The sequence below is a fragment of the Plantibacter sp. AC185 genome (assembly GCF_979258065.1).
Map to the genome: position 1 here is coordinate 3,205,617 of NZ_OZ409831.1, position 20,761 is coordinate 3,226,377.

Here is a 20,761-nt window from a genome sequence, read left to right on the forward strand (position 1 = left end):
GGTGGAGAGCTCGGGCCTCGCCGCGACTAGACTGCTCTGGTGACCGAAACCATCGACGTAGCCCTCATTGGTGGTGGCATCATGAGCGCCACGCTCGCCGCCCTCATCCACCAGGTGCAGCCTGACTGGAAGGTCGAGGTGTACGAGCGCCTGAGCGACGTCGCACTCGAGAGCTCCAACCCCTGGAACAACGCCGGGACTGGCCACGCCGCGCTGTGCGAGCTCAACTACATGCCGCAGGACGCCCACGGCCACGTCGACCCGGCGAAGGCCATCGGCATCAACGAGCAGTTCCAGCTCAGCCGTCAGTTCTGGTCGCACCTCGTCGAGGAGGGCCTGCTCGGCGCACCCGACACCTTCATCAACCCGACCCCGCACATGACGTTCGTGCGCGGCGACAAGGACGTCGAATACCTGCGGAAGCGCTACGAGGCGCTGAAGGACCAGCCGCTCTTCGCCGGCATCGAGTTCTCGGAGGACCCGGCCGTCATCGCCGAGTGGGCTCCACTGCTCATCAACCGTCGTGCCGTCGGCGAACGCATCGCGGCCACCCGGATCACCGCGGGCACCGACGTCGACTTCGGTTCGCTGACGCACAAGCTCTTCGGCGCAGCGCCGAACGCCCACGTCCGCACCAACCACGAGGTCCGGTCGCTCAAACGGCTGAAGGACGGCACCTGGCGCATCCGAGGCCGCCAGACGCTCGGACGATCACCGATGGAGATCAACGCCCGCTTCGTCTTCGTCGGCGCCGGCGGATGGGCGCTCAAGCTGTTGCAGAAGTCCGGGATCCCCGAGATCAAGGGCTACGGCGTCTTCCCCATCGGTGGGCAGTTCCTCCGCACCGACAACCCCGCGGTCGTCTCGAAGCACCAGGCCAAGGTCTACAGCCAGGCCTCGGTGGGGGCCCCGCCGATGTCGGTCCCGCACCTCGACACCCGCGTCGTCGACGGTCAGGCGAGCCTCCTCTTCGGCCCGTACGCGACGTTCAGCCCGAAGTTCCTCAAGCGCGGATCGATGCTCGACCTCGTCACCCAGGTGCGCCCGCACAACCTCCTCCCGATGCTGGCGGTCGCCAAGGACAACCCGAGTCTCATCACGTACCTCGTCGGGCAGCTCCTGCAGTCCCGCAAGCAGAAGATGGACAGCCTCCGCGAGTTCCTGCCGACGGCGAAGGACGAGGACTGGTACCTCATCGAGGCCGGGCAGCGCGCCCAGGTGATGAAGAAGGACAAGGCCAAGGGCGGCGTCCTGCAGTTCGGCACCGAGGTCATCACGGGTGCGGACGGCACGATCGCGGGACTGCTGGGCGCTTCCCCCGGCGCGTCGACGGCAGTGCCGATCATGCTCGACGTCCTGCGCAAGTGCTTCCCCGACCGGATGACCGCGTGGGAGCCGAGGCTCCGCGAGATGATCCCGACCTACGGCTCGACGCTGAACGACGTCCCCGAGACGGCCGCGAAGGTCCTCGAGAGCACCGCCGAGGCCCTCGACATCTCGCTGTAACCGCCGCACGGGTGCTCGCCCGGCCCCTCGTCGGATGCGACAGGTGCAGCCTGGGAACCCTAAGCTTGCCTGGTGGCGAAACTGTACTTCCGATACGGGGCGATGAACTCCGGCAAGAGCACCGCCTTGCTCCAGGCGGCGTTCAACTACGAGGAGCGCGGCCACCGCGTCCTCCTCGCCAAGCCGTCCCTCGACACGAAGGGCGACGCCGCCATCGTCAGTCGCCTCGGTGTGACCCGCGACGCCGACTTCCTGCTCGGTCCTGACGACGACGCCGTCCGGGTGTTCGCGGAGCACCGTCGCCGGGTCGTGCAGGAGACCGGCGAGGACGTCAGCTGCCTCCTCGTCGACGAAGCCCAGTTCCTCCACGGGGAGCAGGTCGACGACCTCCTGCGCATCGCGCTGCTCGAGGGCATCCCGGTCCTCGCCTACGGCATCCGGACCGACTTCCAGACCGTCGCGTTCCCCGGGAGCCGCCGCCTCCTCGAGGTGGCCCACAGCCTCGAGGAGCTCAAGACGATCTGTCGGTGCGGTCGGAAGGCGATCTTCAACGGCCGTCGGTTCGGCGACACCTTCGTGTTCGACGGCGACCAGGTCGCCATCGACGGCACCACCGTCACCTATGAATCGCTCTGCGGCGTCTGCTACCTGCAGGAGTCCGGCGGTCGCCTGTCCAGCACGCCAACCGCACCTCCCATCAGTGAAGGATCACACGCATGAAGCTCTCCGTCATCGGCTGCGGCTACCTGGGGGCCGTGCACGCGGCCGCCATGGCATCGATCGGGCACGAGGTCGTCGGCATCGACGTCGATCCGGCCAAGATCGAGGCGCTCGCCGCCGGACGCTCGCCGATCTTCGAGCCCGGCCTGCCGGAGCTGCTGCTGGCTGGCGTCGAGTCGGGCCGCCTGCGGTTCAGCACGGACATGGCCGACGCGGCCGGGGCGACCATGCACTTCGTCGCGGTCGGCACCCCGCAGAAGGCCGGTTCCAACGCGGCCGACCTGCGCTATGTGGACGCCGCGGTGACGGCCCTCCTGCCGCACCTGTCGGCAGGCGACGTCGTCGTCGGCAAGTCGACCGTCCCCGTCGGCACCGCTGCGCGGCTCGCGGAACTCGTCGCCCCCACCGGCGCCGTGCTCGCCTGGAACCCGGAGTTCCTGCGGGAGGGCTTCGCCGTGCAGGACACCATCGCGCCCGACCGACTCGTGTACGGGCTGCCGCCGGCTCCCGAGGACGCCGCCGTCGCGCGGGCCGCCTTCGACGAGGTCTACGCCCAGGCACTCTCGACCGGCACGCCGCTCGTCGCCACCGGGTACTCGACCGCGGAGCTCGTGAAGGTCGCCGCGAACGCGTTCCTCGCCACGAAGATCTCCTTCATCAACGCGATGGCGGAGATCGCCGAGGTCACCGACGCCGACGTCACGGAGCTCGCCGATGCGATCGGCTACGACGCCCGGATCGGTCGCCGCTTCCTCAACGCCGGTGTCGGGTTCGGCGGCGGCTGCTTGCCGAAGGACATCCGCGCCTTCACCGCTCGCGCCGAGGAGCTCGGTCGTGGGGAGTCGGTGGCCTTCCTCAAGGAGGTCGACGCGATCAACCTGCGTCGTCGTCAGCGCGTCATCGACCTCGTCGTCGAGGAGCTCGGCGGGAGCGCCTACCAGAAGCGGGTCGCGGTGCTCGGGCTCGCGTTCAAGCCCGACAGCGACGACGTCCGAGACTCGCCGGCCCTCGACGTCGCCGTCGGCCTCAACGGACTGGGTGCGAAGGTGCTCGCCTTCGATCCGGAAGCCGTCCCCAACGCGCGTCGGCTCCACCCGCAGCTGACGTTCGCTGACTCGGCGGAAGAGGCCGTGACGGACGCGGACATCGTCGTGGTCGTGACCGAGTGGAAGGCGTTCCGCGCCCTAGACCCCTCGGCCGTCGCCGAGTTGACCGCGGGCAAGACGATCGTGGACGGACGCAACTGCCTCGACGTGGACGCCTGGCGGGGCGCCGGGTGGCGTTACGTCGGTCTCGGTCGTCCGTGACCGGTGACGAGTAGCCGGACGACGAGCACGATCGTCGCGCCGAGCAGCCCTCCGGCCGCATTGGCGTAGACGTCGGCGATCGTCGCGACCCGCTCGGGGAGCAGGGTCTGTCCGAGCTCGATCGCGACCGAGAACAGGGTCGTCGTCAGTGGTGCGATCCACCAGAGCCGCAACGGCAGCTCCAGAGCGAGCAGGGCGCCGAGCGGGATGAACAGCACGACGTTCGCGGCCGATTCGACGAAGCGGTAGTCGAACCAGGTCGGGGCACCCGCGGCCTGCAAGCGATCGAGGATCGCCAGCAGCGTCGTCCGGCCGTCGGCGTCGACGGGTGTCGGCCAGAACGCGATGCCGAGCATGACGCACAGGCAGAGCAGCAGCAGGATCCCGATCACGATGCGCGGCGTGCGGGTCATCTGCGGTGCGGCTCCAGATCGGTCGACGGGCGTGCTGACGGCATCCCGCAATCGTAGGCCATGAGCGGCCGTGAGCCCTGCTGTGGCGTGCGTCGTCCACCCCTGAAAGGGGGCGTGCAGCGACCCTCGGAGGCCGTCATCCGACGGTTAGGCTGTGCCTACCCGAACAAGGAGCACTCTTGGCTGACCCACGCCCGGCGACGGCCGGCATCCGCCTGCCCGGCCGTCGGCGTTCGCGTCTGTGGTGGATCGCACTCGCCGTCCTCCTCGTCGTCCTCGCGCTCGGAGCATGGCTCGGCGTCCGGGCGTCCTTGGCGAAGAACGCGCTCGAAGCCGCCCAGTCGGAGGCGAAGTCGCTCCAGTCGGCCGTGCTCAAGGGTGACGCGAGCGGCACCGCGGCCACGCAGCGTGCCCTCACGACGCACACCGGCGAGGCGGTGTCGCTGACGAGTGATCCCATCTGGCGGGCGGCCGAGGCGGTCCCGTTCCTCGGCGTGAACTTCTCCGCGGTGCGACAGGCAGCCGCGGCCACCGACGACGTCGCGGTCGACGTCGTGCCGAGGGTCGTCGAGATCGCCGATCAGGTCAACCTGTCCTCCCTGCTCCCCGGGGACGGCTCGATCGCGACGGAACCGCTCCGTGCCGTCGCGCCGACTGTGGCCGACGCGGCCGCAGCGGCTGACACCATCGCCGGGCGCGTTGACACGATCGGCACGGACGGTGCGCTGCCGGTGGTCGCCGACGCCGTCGAGAAGCTCACCCGCACGATCACCGGTGCGTCCACGATGCTCGACACCGCGGCGCGGGCCACGGCGCTCCTGCCGGACATGGCGGGCGGGGCCGGGCCCCGGAACATCATGGTGATGATCCAGAACAACGCGGAGCTGCGCTCGAGTGGCGGCATCGCCGGGGCGGTGGCCCTCATCCACGCGGAGAACGGCGTCATCTCCTTCGTCGGCACCCGGGGGAGCGACGACTTCTCCGGATTCCCCGCCCCCGTGCTGCCGCTCACCCCGTTCGAGCAGAACGTCTACACCGACAACCTCGGCCGATACATCCAGGACACCAACCTCACGGTCGACTTCAGTCGCACCGGGGAGCTTGCCGCAGCCATGGGGACCCAGGTGTTCGGCGTGCCCATCGACACCGTGGTCGCCGTCGACCCCTACGTCCTCGCACACCTGCTGGAGGCGACCGGACCCGTCGCCCTCCCGGACGGCACCGAGCTCACCGCCGACAATGCGGCGAAGACGCTGTTGAGCGACGTCTACGCCCGGTTCCCGGACCGGCTCGTACAGGATGCGTTCTTCGCCGCGGTCTCGGGCGCGGTGTTCGAGGGCATGATCTCCCGCTCGCCCGACCCCGGCGCCCTCGTCCAGGCCCTGTCCGAGTCCGGCGCGGAGAACCGTCTCCACGTGTGGAGTGCGGTCCCCGCCGAACAGGCGTTGATCGCCCAGACGAGCCTCGCCGGGATCCCACCGGCGACCGACGACGCGGCCGTGTACACCGGGGTCTACCTCGAAGACCTCACCCGCGCCAAGATGGACTACTACCTGGAGACGAAGGTCGACATCCGCGACGCCCGGTGCACGAAGCAGGGTGCGGAATACGTCGTCGCCGTCACCCTGACGTCCACCGCGCCGGCGGACGCTGCGACCTCCCTGCCGGACTACGTGACCGCAGGCGGGCGTTTCGGCACCCCCGCAGGAGACATCGCGACGCGCGTCGTGATCCACGGTCCGCTCGGCGCGACCCTGCTCGGAGCGAGCGACGGCGAGGACCTGCCGGTCAAGGCCGTGACCGACCCGAACGGTCGTCTCTACGCCCAGACCGACGTGACCCTCACTCCGGGGGCGACAACGGAACTCGTCTTCACGGTGCTCGCCCCGAAGGCCTCCGACGTACCCCCAAACCTGGTCACAACCCCCGGAATCACGGGCAAAACGACCATTTCAGCCTTCCCTCGGTGCGGCTCCTGACATAGCATGACAACACCTCAGGAAGCCACGCACCCGAATTCGTGACCCTGGGGAACCTCGCGCGGACGCCCACCCGAAATCGGCGGACGCAGGGGGTATTCGACGTTCCTTGGGGATATCAACATGAAGCGCACCCTTGCCCTAGCATCGCTCTGCCTCCTGGCAGTCTTCGCGGCCCCGGCCGCCGCGAGTGCAGCGACCGACTCGTCCACCTACGGCCCTGCCGGCTGTGCGACCCTCACACCGGTGTCGGTGACCCAGGGGGAGTCGACCGTCTTCCGCTGCGACGGCACGTTCGACCCCGGCACTCCGGTGACGGTCACCGTCGCCGGGCCCGGCTGCAGCATTCCCGCTGCGAAGCCGAACACCGCCGGCGCGACCGAGCAGGCCGCCGAGCAGAGCGCCGTGCCGACGTCCGGCACGTTCAGCGCCGACGCCGCCCGTGCGTTCGCGGTGACGATCGAGACCAGCAAGACCGCCTCCGGCACCTGCATGGTCACGGCGACCCAGGGCGCGACCACCGAGAGCGCCTCGTTCCAGGTCTCGGAGCGCGAGTTCGCCTCGACCGGCTTCGACGGTGGAGCCCTGCCGTGGATCGGTGGAGGTCTCCTCGTCGTCGGTGCCGGCGTCGTCGGCGCGATGGCGATCCGTCGCCGCAAGACGGCCTGATCCGTCGTTCGGGATGCGTGGTCCGGGCGGTTGTCCGCTCGGACCACGGCCTGACACCGTCCTCGCCCGGCTTGGCGTCAGACGGACAGGCTGTACCCCCAAAGGTGGTCACATCCGCGGAATTCCGCGGTTTTCCAGCCCTGGTGAGATGGCGGCTCCCCTAGCATGATGACGGCCATGGAGGCCACGAGTGAACAGCGCTCGGCTCCAGGCCCTGTCCGCATGTCGCATCACGCAGCGCATGCGCCATCCGCACACCTAGGGGCCCGCACATGAAACGAACTCTCTCCGCCGCCGCACTCGTCCTCCTCGCCGTCGTCGCGCTGCCCACCGCAGCCAACGCGCTCGAGGGCGACAGCTACGGTCCTGGCAGCTGCAACTCGATCACGCCGGCGAGCGTCGCGCGCGGCGCGGCCGTCTCGTACTCGTGCTCGGACTTCTGGGTCGCGAACCAGACGGTGTCGATCACCATCGACTCCTCCGCAGCCGGTGTCTCCGCGCGCACGCTGTCGACCGTCGCCGACGCGGCCGGCGACATCCAGGTCTCCATCGACACGGCTGCGGACCCCGCCGGCACCTACACGCTGACCGCGACCCAGGGTGCCGTCACCGACTCGTCCGACTTCACCGTCCTGGACCCGGCGGACGCCGCTGCGGCCGCCGCATCGGCCTCCGACCCGTCTGCCGGGGGCAATGCCCTCGCCGACACCGGATTCGCCGGAACCGCCCTCCCGTGGGTGGCCGGCGGGCTCCTCGCCGTCGGTGCCGCCGCGCTCGGTACCGTGGTCGTGCGTCGCCGCCAGCAGGCGTGAGAACACGGGTCGGCCGGGCGGCGATGGCGGCGCCCGGCTGATCCGGTCCGGGATCCACCGATTCCAGGAAGTGGCGAACAGCCGCTGAAAAATCGGCTATCCTAGACAAGGCCTTCGGGCCATCGGGGTGTGGCGCAGTTTGGTAGCGCGCTTCGTTCGGGACGAAGAGGTCGTGGGTTCAAATCCCGCTACCCCGACAGTACAAGCCCGGTCAGACGAGAAATCGTCTGGCCGGGCTTCTCTGTTTCCCCGGGCTGGCGGTCTGCTGGGCTGGCGGGTTGCACATCCCGCTACCCCGACAGCAAAGCCCGGAGATTCCCGGTCCCTGAGCCTGTCGAAGGGCGCACTTCGACAAGCTCAGTGACCGGCGGATGGCACTCAGCGACCGGCGGAGGGTGCTCGGTCCAGAGGGTCCTGGTCCCTGAGCCTGTCGAAGGGCGCACTTCGACAAGCTCAGTGACCGGCGGATGGCACTCAGCGACCGGCGGAGGGTGCTCGGTCCAGAGGGTCCCGGTCCCTGAGCCTGTCGAAGGGCAGTCGGGCCCGGTCAGACCACCGTGCGACGGGGAAGGAGGGTTACGAGCGACGCTTCCGGCCGGCAGGCGAAGCGCACGGGTGCATAGATGGACGTGCCGACACCCGCCGACACGTTCAGGTACGCCGAGCGGAGGGCGTGGCGCCAGACGCTGAGCCCCTTCACCTGTTTGCGAGGGATGTCGCAGTTCGTCACGAGCGCACCGTAGCCCGGCACGCAGACCTGACCGCCGTGGGTGTGCCCCGCGAAGATGAACTGCGCACCCTGCGTCACGAACGCGTCGAGCACCCGACGATACGGAGCGTGCATCACGCCCACCGTCACGGTGTGTGCCAGCGACGGGTCGTCGGTCTCCAGCGTCTCAGCGTCCAGCCGTTCGTCGATGAGCGCCGTCAAGGTGTCCAGGCGGTCGAAGTGCTTGTGTGGGTCGTCGACGCCGAACAGGTCGAGGCGGGTCCTGCCCACCGAGATCTCACCGACCGCGTTGTTGAGGTCGATCCAGCCGAGTTCGTCCATGAAGAACCGCTCGAGCGCGCCCGTGTCGAGCGTCGTCGGGGAGACGTGCTTCGAGGAGGTCTGCGTGAAGTACTTGAACGGGTTCTTCGCGGTCGGGCCGTAGTAGTCGTTCGAACCGTGCACGAACGCCCCCGGAACCCCGGCGAAGACCGAGAGCGCAGCCCGGATCCCGTCGATGCCCTGCTCATGCCCCAGGTTGTCGCCCGTGTTGATCACGACGTCCGGCCGGAGATCGGCCAGCGACCGCAGCCAGGCCTGCTTCCGGCGCTGCCAGGGCGCCATGTGGAGGTCGGAGAGGTGCAGCACGGTGATCGGCTCGGCGTCGGGCGGGAGGACCGGAGCGGTCACCCTGCGGAGCGTGAAGGCGTTGCGCTCGACGACCGACGCGTACCCGAAGGTGAGGGCTCCGAGGCCTGCCACGACGGCCGCTGCCGTTCCGAGTCTGCCGCCGGTGCTCATGGGTGCCGCCATCGATCGTCTCCTCCTCGGTCGTCGAGTGGTGCCGACCGTCCCACGAGCGTACCCGCTGGCCCCTCCGAAGACGCCCGGAGCGGGCCCCGCGAAGACGACGGAGGGCCCGATCGAATCCGATCGGGCCCTCCGTGCTGGCGTCAGGACGCTAACAGCTGGTCTTGGAGACCGTCACCGTGATCTTGCCGTCCTTGCGAGCCGCCGTCCCTGCCGGGGGATCGACCCCGGTGACCTTCGGCGTCGCCGCCGCAGGGTCGACCACACACTTCTGTCCGACGTTCGCGAACCCGGCGCCTTGTATCGCCGCCCGCGCGTCCTCATAGCTCGCAGCAGCACTCACGTCAGGCACGGCAGCAAGCAGCCCATTGCTCGTGTAGACGGTGATGATCGAACCCTTCGGGACAGTGCCGGCCGGGTTGGTGCTCGCCGCCTGCCCCGCGGGCAGCACCGAGTCGGCCGCGCCACCGTTCGCGAAGCCGAAGCCCGCGTCCTCGAGGAGTTTCTGCGCTTCCTCGATCGTCTTCCCTGCCACATCGGGCACCTGGATCGACTGACCGTTGATGAGCGACGGGTCGGGGTCGCCGAACGCTTCGCCACCGAACTTGGCGTTGGCGACTTCCATCACCCGCGGCCAGATCTTGTGTCGGATCGTCGCGGCTTGACCGGCGTCGAAGTAGGTGCGGCGGAGGTTGACGTGGCCGGTCGCGTTGAACACGCCGACGACGGTCGCCGCCTTCGTGCTCGCGCCGCTCATCCAGGTGGCCTCGTTGTTGTCGGTGGTACCCGTCTTGCCGATGAGCGGGATGCCGTCGCCGATGCGGGACGAGCTCGTCGTACCGCCGTTGAACGTCGCCTGAAGTGCGACGTTCGCCGTGGCGGCGACATTGGCCTCGAGTCCGACCCGGCAGTTCGCCGAGGGAACGGGGATGTCGGTGCCGTCGGGCTTCACGACCCGGTCGATCGCGATCGGGTCGCACGTGGTGCCGCCCGAGGCGAAGGTCGCGAAGGCCGTCGCCATGCTGAGCGGGGCGACCTCGTTCGTACCGAGGACCGTCGCAGGAGACTGCAGGAGGGGACCGCCATCGGCGCGGTGCACTCCCATGGACTCTGCGGTCTTGCGGATGCCGCAGAGGTCGAGCTGCTTCGCCATCGCGATGAACCCGGTGTTGATGGATTGCTTCGTCGATTGCAGTGCGGTGTACTGGCCACCGTTGCCGCCCTCGTCGTTGCCGGGGTTCCAGTCGGAACCGGCGTACACGGTGCCACCGTCGGCACAGGAGTCCTTGAAGGTTCCCCAAGGCGAGCGCTTCCGGCCGTCGACGCCTTCGTTCAGCCCGTGGCCTTCCTTGAGCCACTCGGCGAGGGTGAAGGTCTTGTACGTCGATCCGGGTTGGAAGCCGGTGGAACCGCCGTAATCGACGTCGGTGTTGTAGTTGACCGCGGAGTAGTTGGCTCCGGTCGCCAGGACGTCGGGGTCGTTGGAATAGTCCTTGTTCTGCGCCATCGCGAGGATGCGACCCGAGCCGGGCGCGACCGTCACGGCGACCGCGCCGATGTCGAGCTGGTCGCTCACCCGCGGGATGAGCTCGTCGATCGCCGCCTGTGCAGCGCTCTGGACCTCGATGTCGAGCGTCGTGAACACGCTGTAACCGCCACGGTTGAACGCGGCCCAGCGCTCGTCTTCGGTCGCTCCGAAGATCGGGTTGTTCTGGAACACGCGGGTGACGTAGTCGCAGAAGAACCCGGCGCCCGCGACGACGTTGACGGCCGTCTGACAACCCGTGCTCGCCGGGTTGATGGTGGGCGTGATGGCCGTCGCGATGGCGACGTCGTACTGCTCCTGCGTGATCTTGCCCTCTTTGATCATCTGATCGAGGACGTAGTTCCGCCGGTCGAGGGTGAGCGCGTACCCGTTCGCTGCGCCGTTGGTCTCACTCTCGGGACGGTCGAGACGCAGGGTCTCCGGGTTGTTGACGATCGCCATGAGCGCCGCGGCCTGCTCGAGGTTGAGATTGGCGGCGGAGGTTGCGAAGTAGTAGTTGGCCGCAGCCTCGATGCCGTAGGTGCGGCCGCCGAAGCCGGCGATGTTGAGGTAGCCGCGCAGGATGTCCTGCTTGCCGTAGCGCTTTTCGAGGCCGATGGCCATGCGCATCTCCTTGAGCTTGCGCTCAGGGGTCGCCTTCGTCGCCTCTTCATACGCGGCCTTCATCTTGGCCTCGTCGGTGATGGCCTCGGCCTTCTGGACGAGCACGTTCTTCACGTACTGCTGCGTGATGGACGAACCACCCTGCAGGTCGCGGCCCGTCGCGCTGATCGCGACGGCTCGGATCGTACCCGTGAGGTCGACACCGCCGTGCTCGTAGAAGCGCGGGTCCTCAGCCGAGACCGCCGCGTCCTTGACGAACTGGTTGATCTGGTCCCAGCCGACCTCGATGCGGTTCTGCTGGTAGAAGGACGCGAGCAGCTGCGGGTTGCCGGCGCTGTCGGTCGCGTAGATGCTGGACTTCTGCGCCAGCTCGTCGAGCGCCAGGTAGTCGGGCAGACCGTCGAACACGTTGATCGTGCTGTTGGTCGCCATCCCCGTGACGGCGAGGGCCGGGGTGACCGTGGCGGTGACGAGGACACCCGCTGCGACGCTCAGGCCGAGAAAGCCGAGGAAGCCGCCGAGCACACCGGTGGCCGTGCGATGTTGTTGAGGCATGGATCGATGCTAAGCGACAATCCTGAAAAAGGCCCGCTCAGCGCCGCGTTGAAACCCGATCGTTGCCGCCGGACGGCGCGGGGTGGCTGCCGGTCGGCGTCAGACCGGCAGCCGCATTCGATCACCCGGGTGAGCCGTTCCCGTTGCCGTTCCCGCCACCGCCGCCGTTCCCATTACCGTTCCCCGGGGCTGCTGGGCCGCCGTTCTCGCCAGTACCGTCGGTGTCCCCGCCGTCGCCCGGCGCTGGTGTCGGCGCCTCGCTCGGTGCCTGCGTCGGGTCGCTCGTCGGCGTCGGAGCGGGGGTCGAGTCCTCGCCGCTGCTGCCGGAACCGTCGCCCTGCAGCGTGGCGCGATCGGCCGCGGGGAAGTCGCCACCCGGATACTTGGCGAGCGCGGCCGACATGACCTCCGGCCAGATGTAGTGCCGCATGGACGCGACCTGGGTGCCGTCGATGTAGGTGTCGCGGAGGTTGACGTGTCCGCTGACGTTGAAGGTGCCGACGACCGTCGCGACGGTCGTGCTCGCACCGCTCATCCAGGTCGCCTCGGCGTTGTCGGTGGTCCCCGTCTTGCCGATCAACTCACCGACGCCGTCCGTGCGGGCACCCGAGGCGGACGCGGTACCACTCGACACGACGCCCTGGAGGACGTCGTCGGCCGCGGCCGCCACCTTCGCATCGACCGACTGGCGGCAGTTCGCGGAGGGGACCTCGGCAGTCGACCCGTCTGGCTTCGTGATCGAGTCGATCGCGATCGGGTCGCACGTCTTGCCGCCGGCGGCGAGCGTCGCGAAGGCGGTTGCCATGCTCAACGGGGCGACCTCGTTGGTGCCGAGCACGGTGGCGGGGGAGTTGTTCAGTGGCGCGCCGTCGGCACGGTGCACGCCCATCGACTCGGCGGTCTTGCTGATGTCGCAGAGGTCGAGCTCCTGCGCCATCGCGATGAACGCGGTGTTGATCGACTGCTGCGTGGCGCGTCTCACGGTGTACGACCCCGACTCGCCCTCGTCGTTCCGCGGACTCCACCCGGCCTCCGCCTGCTCCGTCCCACCCGGGACGCAACTGTTGGTGAAGGTGCCCCAGTCGGATCTGCGGTTCGCGTTGATCGACTCGTTGACGCCCTTGCCTGACTTCAGCCAGTCCGTCAGGGTGAAGATCTTGTACGTCGACCCGGGCTGGAAGCCCGCCGATCCACCGTAGGCCTGATCGGTGTTGTAGTTGATCGCGCTGTAGTTGGAGCCTGTCGCGAGGACATCGGGATCCTGCGAGTAGTCCTTGTTCTGGGCCATGGCGAGGATCCGCCCGCTCCCGGGCTGCACGCTCACCGAGACGGCGCCGAGGTCGAGTTCCGTGGTCGTCTTCGGGACGTACTCGTCGATGGCCGCCTGCGATGCGTTCTGCAGGTCGAGGTCGAGGGTCGTGAAGACGCTGTACCCGCCGCGCTTGAAGTTCGTCCACCGTTCGTCCTGGGTGGCGCCGAAGATCTCGTTGTTCTGCAGCACCTGGGTCACGTAGTCGCAGAAGTAGGCGGACGACCCGGCCGCGGAACAGCCGGTGACGGGAGGCACGATCGTCGGGGTGATCGGGATCGCCACCGCCGCATCATGCTGCTCCTGCGAGATCTTCTGCTCCTTGAGCATCTGGTCGAGGACGTAGTCCCGTCGCGTCTTCGTCAGGGCGTAGCCGTTCGCCGCGCCGTTGTCAGCGCTGTCGGGCTTGTCGATCCTGAGGTTCTCGGGGTTGTTGACGATCGCGAGCAGCGTCGCCGCCTGCTCCAGCGTGAGGTTCGCGGCCGTGGTGTTGAAGTAGTAGTTGGACGCCGCCTCGATCCCGTAGACGCGTCCGCCGAAACCGGAGATGTTGAGGTACCCGCGGAGGATGTCCTCCTTGCCGTACGTCTTCTCGAGGCCGATCGCGAGTCGCATCTCCTTGAGCTTGCGCTCCGGGGTCGTCGCGGTCGCCTCCTCGTAGGCCGCGTCGCTCTCCTTCTTGTCGGGGATCGCCTCGGCCTTCTGCACCAGGACGTTCTTCACGTACTGCTGTGTGATCGAGGAGCCACCCTGCGTCGATCCACCGGCGGCGTTGTTGACGACCGCGCGGACGGTGCCCGCGAGGTCGATGCCACCGTGCTCGAAGAAGCGGGGGTCCTCAGCCGAGACCGCGGCGTCCTTCGCGAACTGGGAGATCTGGTCCCAGCTGTCCTCGATCCGGTTCTGGTCGTAGAAGGAGGCGAGGAGCACCGGGTTGCCGGCGGAATCCTTGGCGTAGATGCTCGACTTCTGGGCGAGCGAGTCGAGCTGGAGGTAGTCGGGGAGGCCGTCGAAGACGGAGATGCCCGTGGAGGTGGCGAGACCGGTCATCGCGATGGCAGGGGTGACCGCGGCGGTGGCGAGCACACCGGCGGCGACGCTCAAGCCGACGAAGCCGAGGACGCTCTGCGCGACCGTCTTCGCGGGGGTACGTGGTTCAGGCATAGGATCGAAGGTAAGCGGGGAAACTGTGAGCGAGCTTCACTTGGGGCTCGCCATGAACATCCCCTGCGCCTCCGCCTCTCCGTGCGGAGCGCCCGATCGAGGAGAGACATGACCCGCTGGGAGTACCTCACCACGCCGTTGATGATCCACAACACGGCTGCCATCCTGAACAACTGGGGCGGGGAGGGTTGGGAGCTCGTCCAGGTCGTCACCGGTCCGGAGGGTGGGCTCGTCGCCTACCTCAAGCGCCCCATCGCCGACTGACCCGACGTCCCGGAGGAACCCCCATGTCCCAGATCGCCGACCGACTCGCCGAGCTCGGTATCACCCTGCCCACCGTCGTCCCGCCCGTCGCCGCCTACATCCCAGCGGTGGTCTCCGGCGAGCACGTCTTCACCTCGGGCCAGCTGCCCATGACCGACGGCAAGCTCCCCGCCACCGGCAAGGTCGGTGAGGGCGACGGACTCGTCTCGCCCGCCGACGCCAAGTCCTACGCCCGGACGTGCGCGCTCAACGCGCTCGCCGCGGTGGAGAGCCAGATCGGTTCGCTCGACCGTGTCACCCGCATCGTGAAGGTCGTCGGCTTCGTCGCCTCCGACCCGGCGTTCACCGGCCAGCCCGGCGTCATCAACGGTGCGTCAGAGGTCCTCGGCGAGATCTTCGGCGACCTCGGCGTGCACGCCCGCTCCGCCGTCGGCGTCGCCGTCCTGCCGCTCGACTCGCCCGTCGAGGTGGAGCTCATCGTCGAGTTCGCGTAGCGCCTCCCCGAGCCACAACAGGAGATCCGCTCCGCAGCAGGAGAACGTAACCACGTTCATCCTGCTGCGGAGCGGATCTCCTGCGTTCACCACTGATGCCTGCCTTGCGCGATCGCGTCTGAGATCTCGCGCTCGACGAGTGTCCACTCGTGCATGACCTGCCGGTAACTGAACCGCAGGACGGTGTGGCCGGACAGCGCGAGACGGCGATCCTGCGCGAGATCGCGGCTCCGTTGTGACGCATCCTGATGAGGAGCGTGTCCATCGAACTGCAGGATGAGGCGTTCGCCGATGAGTCCGTCGACCCGGTGACCGTCGACCACGACCTGCTGGCTCATGTGGATGCCGACCCGCGCGAGACGGATGCGCGGTATCGACTCGATGCCTGAGTCGGAGAGGTGGCTGACGCGGTCGATCACTCTGCTGAACCGTCGGGAACGGATCGGCATGAGTCTGAGTCGGTCGAGGTCGGCATCGCCGACGCGGACAGCCGATTCGAAGACCGCGAGCGCGCGTTCGAACGGTTGGCACTCGGCGATGTGGACGAGCGCATTCACCGGTGGCTGCACCAGTGTGCGGGTGGACACCGGCGCCGGTGTCGCGCTCCAATGGAGCCGCAGCCCTGCTTCAGTCGTCGCCGCAGACGTCGAAGGGACGGAGAGATGGACGAACCCGTCAGCCAGGTTCCACCAGCCGCGACGACCGGCGATCGTCAGACACGTCAATCGTCCTCCGCGCGTCGCCGCGAAGAGGAGTTGAGGATCACACGCTGCGGTCACGAGCCAGTTACGTCTCACGACTCGGACCGAGCCTGATTGCTTTGCTCGTTCGATGCCGTGCTTGGTCGCTCCGGCATCGAGCGCGTCGAGACGATGCACGATCCCGTCGCGCCGGTCGATCCACGGGGTGAGGTCCATCACCTCAGCTTCGTGGGCCGGGCGCGGCCACATGCCCCACTCAGGAGTGCTGGGGATGAGGTGCCCGCGAGTCTGCCCTGTGGAGCACAGGAGATCCGCCCCGCAGCAGGACCAACGTGACTACGTTCTCCTGCTGCGGAGCGGATCTCCTGCTGCGACGCTGCGAGGACTTACGTGCTCTTGACCATCTTGTCGGTGATGATCTGCATGACCGTGGTGTCGGCGAGCGTCGTGGTGTCGCCCACCTCGCGGCCCTCGGCCACGTCGCGCAGGAGACGACGCATGATCTTGCCCGAGCGCGTCTTCGGCAGTTCGTTCACGAGGTAGACCTCGCGTGGGCGGGCGATCGGACCGATCTGTTCGCCGACCCAGCTGCGGAGTGCCCCGGTGATGTCCGCGAGTCCGGATGCCTGCTCGAGGTGGGACTCCTTGATGATGACGAAGGCGACGACCGCCTGCCCGGTGGTCTCGTCGGCCGCACCGACCACGGCGGACTCGGCCACCATCTCGTTGGCGACGAGCGCCGACTCGATCTCAGCGGTCGAGAGTCGGTGCCCGGAGACGTTCATGACGTCGTCGACGCGGCCGAGCAGCCAGACGTCGCGGTCCGAGTCGAGTCGGGCGCCGTCGCCGGCGAAGTAGAACGGGCCGCCCTCGACGTCCCAGAACTTCTCCCAGTAGGTCTCCTTGAACCGCTCGGGGTCGCCCCAGATGCCGCGGAGCATCGACGGCCAGGGCTCGGTCACGACGAGGAGTCCGCCGCCGCCGGCACCGACCGCGTCACCGGCGTCGTCGACGACATCGATGGCGATGCCCGGGATCGGGACCTGCGCGCTACCGGGCTTGGTCGACGTCACACCGGGGAGGGCTGACACCATGATCGCCCCGGTCTCCGTCTGCCACCAGGTGTCGACGATCGGCGCCACCTTGTTGCCGATGATCTTGCGGTACCACATCCACGCCTCGGGGTTGATGGGCTCACCCACCGAGCCGAGCAGGCGGAGCGACGACAGGTCGAACTGCTTCGGGATCTTGCGACCGAGCTTCATGAAGGAGCGGATCGCCGTCGGAGCCGTGTAGAAGATGCTCACGCCGTACTTCTCGATGATCTCCCACCAGCGTCCCGGGTGTGGGGCGTCTGGCGTGCCCTCGTAGAGCACCTGCGTCGCGCCGTTCGCGAGGGGTCCGTAGGTGACGTAGCTGTGACCGGTGATCCAGCCGATGTCGGCCGTGCACCAGTACACGTCGGTCTCGGGGTGCAGGTCGAAGACGTTCTTGTGGGTGAACGCCGTCTGCGTCAGGTAGCCACCCGAGGTGTGCAGGATGCCCTTCGGCTTCCCGGTGGTGCCGGAGGTGTACAGGATGAAGAGCGGCTGCTCGGCGGGGAACGGCTGCGCGTCGTGCTCGGGTTCGGCGTCGGCGATGGCCTCGTGCCACCAGAGGTCGCGTCCGGTCGTCCAGTCGACCTCGTTCTCACCGCGACGGACGACGAGCACGTGGTCCACGGTCGCCTGCTCGGGCAGCTCGCCGCGGCTCGCGAGCGCCGCGTCGACGGCGGGCTTCAGCGCGGAGACCTTGCCCTTGCGGTAGCCGCCGTCGGCGGTGATGACGAGCTTGGCCTCCGCGTCGTCGATGCGGGAGCGCAGGCTGTCGGCGCTGAACCCGCCGAAGACGACCGAGTGGACCGCGCCGATGCGCGCGACGGCGAGCATGGAGACGATCGCCTCCGGGATCATCGGCAGGTAGATGGCGACCCGGTCGCCGGCTTCGACGCCGAGGCTGGTGAACAGGTTGGCCGCGCGCTTGACCTCTGCCGTGAGCTCGGCGTAGGTGATCGTGCGGGTGTCGCCGGGCTCGCCCTCCCAGTGGAGCGCGACGCGGTCGCCGTTGCCGGCCTCGACGTGCCGGTCGAGGCAGTTGTAGGCGACGTTCAGCTCGCCGTCGTCGAACCAGGTCGCGAAGGGAGGATTCGACCAGTCGAGGGTCTTCGTGAACGGCTTGCTCCACGTGAGCAGCTCGCGGGACTGCTCGGCCCAGAAGGCGAGCCGGTCACTCGATGCCCGCTCGTAGAGCTCGGCGCTGGCGATCGCCTGCGCGGCGAACTCCTCCGACGGTGGGAATCGTCGGTCTTCGTGCAGCAGGCTGTCGATCTGAGTGCTCATCGTGTGTGTCTCGCTCCCTTGCGAATCCGCGTTCCTGACTCGACCTGCCGAGGCGGGTCGAGTCCGTGCCATGCACGAGCGTAGCGCGTTCTCGGTTGCGGATTTGTCACTCATCCGAACAAATTCACGGGCCCAGTCTGTGAATGATCTGGGCATGGTAGGGAAACCACTCGATCTGGGGTCGTCTGAGTGCTTGTGTTCCCCGTTCACTGGCGTACACTTGGACCCGGCCGAATACACATTCGTGCATGCAGTGCCAGCGATTCCCCCCAATCCGGCACTGTAGAGGCGGCACCCATTCCCCCCAATGGGTGCCGCCTTCTTCTGTCTCCGGTGTCGGCTGCAGGGAGCCGCTGGTGAGTATTCGAATATTGCTTATAGTTCTGCCACTATCAGCTCTATGCTTCTGAGATGACCGATCTCCTCCTGGCCGTCGTCGTCGACATCGTGGGTTCGCGCCGTCTCGACGATCGCACCCGAGCTCAACGCGCGATCCAGGACGTCTTCCTCCAGGTGGAGGCCATCTGGCCCGCCGAGCAGCCGCTGCGTCCCACGGTCGGCGACGAGTTCCAGGTCGTGTACGCGGACGTCGCGACCGCACTGCGTGCCACCACCCTCGCGCGACTCCTGTTCCCTGCCGAGGTCGACTGCCGGTTCGGCCTCGGCTGGGGTGAGGTCACGGACATCGACGCCGGGCAGGACGTGCTCATCCAGGACGGTTCCGCCTGGTGGCGGGCCCGGGCCGCCATCGACGAGGCGCATCGGCGGGAGGACAAACGTCAGCCGTACCTGCGATCGTGGTTCGAGGGCGAATCGCCCCAGGACGGAGACGCCATCGTGAACGCACTCCTCACCCTGCGCGATCACACGATCGATCAGATGCGGAACCCTCGACAGCGACAGCTCGCCGCGGGTGCGCTCCTCGGCCGATCGCAGGAGTCGATGGCGGCCGAGGTCGGCATCTCGCAGTCCGCGGTGTCGCAGAACCTGCAACGATCGGGCGGCGCCGCGCTCGTCTCGGCCCTCGACCTGCTCGCCGGAGCGCCGATTCGATGATCACGGCCGTCCTGCTGCTCATGATCGGGGTCGCCGACATCTGTCGTGGACTGATCCGGGTACCGCGCTGGTCGCCGGCGATCGGGCTGGTGGTGGTCTGGCTGTTCGCCGTGCTGGGCCTCGGGCTCGTCTGGTGGTGGCCGACGCTGACCGGCCTCGTCGCCCTCGGGTGGATCGTGGCGATGCCGTCCTCGGACACCTCGCGACCACGCGGACTCTGGCCCGTGCTGCTGCTCGGTCTCTTCGTCGTCGCCTCCACGCTCGTGTTCGGGGCGGGCGGGACGGCCGACAGCGCCGCAGCGCAGGTCTACGCGGGCTTCGACCTCGGCGTGCTGCAGGAGGTGCCCCTGGCCCTCGCCGTCGCAGCCGGGTCGACCCTCGTCTTCCTCACCCGGAGCAGCAATCTCATCGTGCGGGCGTCGCTGCGCCGCGCGCGTGAGGACGATGAGCCGCAACCGGCCGCGGCACCCGCCTCCGCCTGGACGGTCAGGATCCGCGGTCGAGAGTTGGGGAGCGTCGAGCAGGGCGGCACGCCGCTGCGTCCGACGACGCAGCTGCTCGGTGGCCGACTCATCGGCCCGCTCGAACGGGTCTTCATCGTCGTCCTCGCGCTGAGTGGCACCGGCATGGTGATCGCCGCCCTCGTCGCGGCCAAGGGCATCGTGCGCTTCCCGGAGATCTCCGAGGATCGCGGTGTCGGTGGCAAGGCGGAGGAGTTCCTCGTCGGCAGCTTCACGAGCTGGGCGATCGCCGCTGGTGCGGTGCTCTACCTCTGGGTGATCGCGGCCGGGTGAGGCGCCACGGGGTCCCGCATCGGTTCACGCGGGACCCCGTGTCTCATCGCTGCTCGAGGAACGCCGCGAGCTGCTCCTCATCGGGGTATGACGCCTGGGCGCCGGCCCCGGTCGCCGCGTAGCTGCCGACGGTCGAGGCGAATCGAGCCGCGTCGACGAGCTCGTCTCCGGCAGCGAGTCGCAGCGCGAGGGCACCCATGAACGCATCGCCGCAGCCGGTGGTGTCGACGGCGTCCACCGTCGGCGACGGCACCGACGTCGGGTCGGCCTCGCCGTCGATCACGACACTGCCCGCGGCCCCGGTCGTGACGACGGCTCGTCGGATGCCGTGGCTGCGCAGCGCCGTGGCGGTCGCCTCCCACCCGGCCTCCTCCGGGTCGACCCCTGCGAGGTCGGCCGCCTCGTGCTCGTTCACGAGGAGGACGCCGGTCGCCTGGAGGAGCTCCTCCGGCACCGGACCGTAGGGGGAGAGGTTGAGGAGCACGAGCGCGCCGGCCGCGGCGCCCCGCCGGGCCGTCTCGAGCACGGTGTCGATCGGTACCTCGAGGCACAGGCAGACGACACCGGCACCGTCGAGCGCCGTCCACGCCTCGCCGATCCGATCCGGCGTGAGGGTGCCGTTCGCCCCGGGCGACACGATGATCGTGTTCTCCCCGGCGTCGTCGACGGTGATGACCGCGGTGCCCGTCGCGACGTCGTCACGTCGGGCGATCCGGGTGACGTCGACCCCGGAGCTCGAGAGCGAATCGAGCAGGAGGGATCCGTGCGCGTCGTCGCCGACCGCGCCGACCATGGTGACGTCGCCGCCGAGTCTGCCCGCGGCGACCGCCTGGTTGGCGCCCTTGCCGCCGGGGATGACGGCGAGTTCGGATCCCGTGAGCGTCTCCCCGGGCTGCGGGAAGCGGGCCGTGCGGACGACGAGGTCCGCGTTCAAGGACCCGACGACGACGATGCGTGGACTCTGCATGGTGA

Annotated in this window: 17 protein-coding genes and 1 tRNA gene; 11 read left to right on the top strand and 7 right to left on the bottom strand. The window is 68.5% G+C overall.

Features of this window, described 5'->3' with window-relative positions:
• The first annotated feature begins 39 nt into the window (after nt 1-39).
• From ACZZZB_RS15060 to ACZZZB_RS15070, 3 genes are all read left to right on the top strand, one after another.
• Nucleotides 40-1,506, top strand: a complete 1,467-nt coding sequence (locus tag ACZZZB_RS15060; RefSeq protein WP_463530101.1) for a malate:quinone oxidoreductase — start codon at nt 40-42, stop codon at nt 1,504-1,506.
• 72 nt (nt 1,507-1,578) lie between these two features.
• Nucleotides 1,579-2,226, top strand: a complete 648-nt coding sequence (locus tag ACZZZB_RS15065; RefSeq protein WP_191941641.1) for a thymidine kinase — start codon at nt 1,579-1,581, stop codon at nt 2,224-2,226.
• Nucleotides 2,223-3,533: a UDP-glucose dehydrogenase family protein gene (locus tag ACZZZB_RS15070; protein WP_079003131.1), complete on the top strand. Its 1,311-nt coding sequence runs from the start codon at nt 2,223-2,225 to the stop codon at nt 3,531-3,533. The genes ACZZZB_RS15065 and ACZZZB_RS15070 overlap by 4 nt, the downstream gene beginning before the upstream one ends.
• On the opposite strand, the gene ACZZZB_RS15075 is transcribed toward ACZZZB_RS15070, so the two are convergent.
• Nucleotides 3,509-3,946 (bottom strand): VanZ family protein, encoded by a 438-nt coding sequence (locus ACZZZB_RS15075; RefSeq protein ID WP_137243718.1) that lies wholly within the window; start codon nt 3,944-3,946, stop codon nt 3,509-3,511. The genes ACZZZB_RS15070 and ACZZZB_RS15075 overlap by 25 nt on opposite strands.
• Nucleotides 3,947-4,125: 179 nt before the next feature.
• On the opposite strand from ACZZZB_RS15075, the gene ACZZZB_RS15080 reads away from it, so the two are divergent.
• The 4 genes from ACZZZB_RS15080 (at nt 4,126) to ACZZZB_RS15095 (ending at nt 7,603) form a co-directional block, all read left to right on the top strand.
• A complete protein-coding gene (locus ACZZZB_RS15080; protein ID WP_194645255.1) occupies nt 4,126-5,925 on the top strand; it encodes a DUF4012 domain-containing protein in 1,800 nt (599 codons plus the stop codon).
• Between the two features lie 123 nt (nt 5,926-6,048).
• Nucleotides 6,049-6,594, top strand: a complete 546-nt coding sequence (locus tag ACZZZB_RS15085) for a hypothetical protein (RefSeq protein WP_463530102.1) — start codon at nt 6,049-6,051, stop codon at nt 6,592-6,594.
• Between the two features lie 272 nt (nt 6,595-6,866).
• Nucleotides 6,867-7,406: a hypothetical protein gene (locus ACZZZB_RS15090; protein ID WP_202939334.1), complete on the top strand. Its 540-nt coding sequence runs from the start codon at nt 6,867-6,869 to the stop codon at nt 7,404-7,406.
• Between the two features lie 123 nt (nt 7,407-7,529).
• Nucleotides 7,530-7,603: transfer RNA gene (locus ACZZZB_RS15095), tRNA-Pro, on the top strand.
• A gap of 350 nt (nt 7,604-7,953) precedes the next feature.
• Here the strand turns inward: ACZZZB_RS15095 and ACZZZB_RS15100 are convergent.
• The 3 genes from ACZZZB_RS15100 to ACZZZB_RS15110 all read right to left on the bottom strand — a co-directional run bounded on the left by ACZZZB_RS15100 (nt 7,954) and on the right by ACZZZB_RS15110 (nt 14,102).
• Nucleotides 7,954-8,928 carry a metallophosphoesterase gene (locus tag ACZZZB_RS15100; RefSeq protein WP_244650744.1) on the bottom strand — a complete coding sequence of 325 codons (975 nt, stop codon included), beginning with the start codon at nt 8,926-8,928 and terminating at the stop codon, nt 7,954-7,956.
• Nucleotides 8,929-9,076: 148 nt separating this feature from the next.
• Complete coding sequence (locus tag ACZZZB_RS15105) at nt 9,077-11,629, bottom strand: transglycosylase domain-containing protein (protein WP_191941637.1); 2,553 nt, start codon at nt 11,627-11,629, stop codon at nt 9,077-9,079.
• A gap of 121 nt (nt 11,630-11,750) precedes the next feature.
• Entirely contained in the window at nt 11,751-14,102 is a 2,352-nt protein-coding gene (locus tag ACZZZB_RS15110; RefSeq protein ID WP_191941636.1) for a transglycosylase domain-containing protein, read from the bottom strand.
• A gap of 108 nt (nt 14,103-14,210) precedes the next feature.
• On the opposite strand from ACZZZB_RS15110, the gene ACZZZB_RS15115 reads away from it, so the two are divergent.
• Both ACZZZB_RS15115 and ACZZZB_RS15120 read left to right on the top strand, forming a co-directional pair.
• The gene (locus ACZZZB_RS15115; RefSeq protein WP_162852301.1) at nt 14,211-14,366 is read left to right on the top strand and encodes a DUF4177 domain-containing protein; all 156 of its coding nucleotides are present in this window, start codon (nt 14,211-14,213) and stop codon (nt 14,364-14,366) included.
• A 23-nt stretch (nt 14,367-14,389) separates the two neighbouring features.
• Complete coding sequence (locus ACZZZB_RS15120) at nt 14,390-14,860, top strand: RidA family protein (protein ID WP_175117467.1); 471 nt, start codon at nt 14,390-14,392, stop codon at nt 14,858-14,860.
• A gap of 86 nt (nt 14,861-14,946) precedes the next feature.
• Here the strand turns inward: ACZZZB_RS15120 and ACZZZB_RS15125 are convergent, their stop codons facing one another.
• Nucleotides 14,947-15,777 (bottom strand): endonuclease domain-containing protein, encoded by an 831-nt coding sequence (locus ACZZZB_RS15125; protein WP_463530103.1) that lies wholly within the window; start codon nt 15,775-15,777, stop codon nt 14,947-14,949.
• 170 nt (nt 15,778-15,947) lie between these two features.
• Entirely contained in the window at nt 15,948-17,939 is a 1,992-nt protein-coding gene (gene acs / locus ACZZZB_RS15130; protein WP_124769890.1) for an acetate--CoA ligase, read from the bottom strand.
• 411 nt (nt 17,940-18,350) lie between these two features.
• Here acs and ACZZZB_RS15135 point away from each other — a divergent pair, with 411 nt between their 5' ends.
• Nucleotides 18,351-18,995, top strand: coding sequence for a SatD family protein (locus ACZZZB_RS15135; RefSeq protein ID WP_463530104.1), 645 nt, complete (start codon nt 18,351-18,353; stop codon nt 18,993-18,995).
• The gene (locus tag ACZZZB_RS15140) at nt 18,992-19,789 is read left to right on the top strand and encodes a hypothetical protein (protein WP_463530105.1); all 798 of its coding nucleotides are present in this window, start codon (nt 18,992-18,994) and stop codon (nt 19,787-19,789) included. Before ACZZZB_RS15135 ends, ACZZZB_RS15140 begins: the two co-directional genes overlap by 4 nt.
• 43 nt (nt 19,790-19,832) lie before the next feature.
• Here the strand turns inward: ACZZZB_RS15140 and ACZZZB_RS15145 are convergent, their stop codons facing one another.
• The gene (locus ACZZZB_RS15145; RefSeq protein WP_192005592.1) at nt 19,833-20,756 is read right to left on the bottom strand and encodes a ribokinase; all 924 of its coding nucleotides are present in this window, start codon (nt 20,754-20,756) and stop codon (nt 19,833-19,835) included.
• Nucleotides 20,757-20,761 lie beyond the last annotated feature (5 nt).

Bases quoted from the DNA above. Each gene is read 5' to 3' on its own strand.
- ACZZZB_RS15135 (WP_463530104.1), top strand. From the start codon at position 18,351: ATGACCGATCTCCTCCTGGCCGTCGTCGTCGACATCGTGGGTTCGCGC.
- ACZZZB_RS15075 (WP_137243718.1), bottom strand. From the start codon at position 3,946: ATGACCCGCACGCCGCGCATCGTGATCGGGATCCTGCTGCTGCTCTGC.
- ACZZZB_RS15145 (WP_192005592.1), bottom strand. From the start codon at position 20,756: ATGCAGAGTCCACGCATCGTCGTCGTCGGGTCCTTGAACGCGGACCTC.
- acs (WP_124769890.1), bottom strand. From the start codon at position 17,939: ATGAGCACTCAGATCGACAGCCTGCTGCACGAAGACCGACGATTCCCA.
- ACZZZB_RS15090 (WP_202939334.1), top strand. From the start codon at position 6,867: ATGAAACGAACTCTCTCCGCCGCCGCACTCGTCCTCCTCGCCGTCGTC.
- ACZZZB_RS15110 (WP_191941636.1), bottom strand. From the start codon at position 14,102: ATGCCTGAACCACGTACCCCCGCGAAGACGGTCGCGCAGAGCGTCCTC.
- ACZZZB_RS15120 (WP_175117467.1), top strand. From the start codon at position 14,390: ATGTCCCAGATCGCCGACCGACTCGCCGAGCTCGGTATCACCCTGCCC.
- ACZZZB_RS15125 (WP_463530103.1), bottom strand. From the start codon at position 15,777: ATGGACCTCACCCCGTGGATCGACCGGCGCGACGGGATCGTGCATCGT.
- ACZZZB_RS15115 (WP_162852301.1), top strand. From the start codon at position 14,211: ATGACCCGCTGGGAGTACCTCACCACGCCGTTGATGATCCACAACACG.
- ACZZZB_RS15070 (WP_079003131.1), top strand. From the start codon at position 2,223: ATGAAGCTCTCCGTCATCGGCTGCGGCTACCTGGGGGCCGTGCACGCG.
- ACZZZB_RS15140 (WP_463530105.1), top strand. From the start codon at position 18,992: ATGATCACGGCCGTCCTGCTGCTCATGATCGGGGTCGCCGACATCTGT.
- ACZZZB_RS15100 (WP_244650744.1), bottom strand. From the start codon at position 8,928: ATGGCGGCACCCATGAGCACCGGCGGCAGACTCGGAACGGCAGCGGCC.
- ACZZZB_RS15085 (WP_463530102.1), top strand. From the start codon at position 6,049: ATGAAGCGCACCCTTGCCCTAGCATCGCTCTGCCTCCTGGCAGTCTTC.
- ACZZZB_RS15105 (WP_191941637.1), bottom strand. From the start codon at position 11,629: ATGCCTCAACAACATCGCACGGCCACCGGTGTGCTCGGCGGCTTCCTC.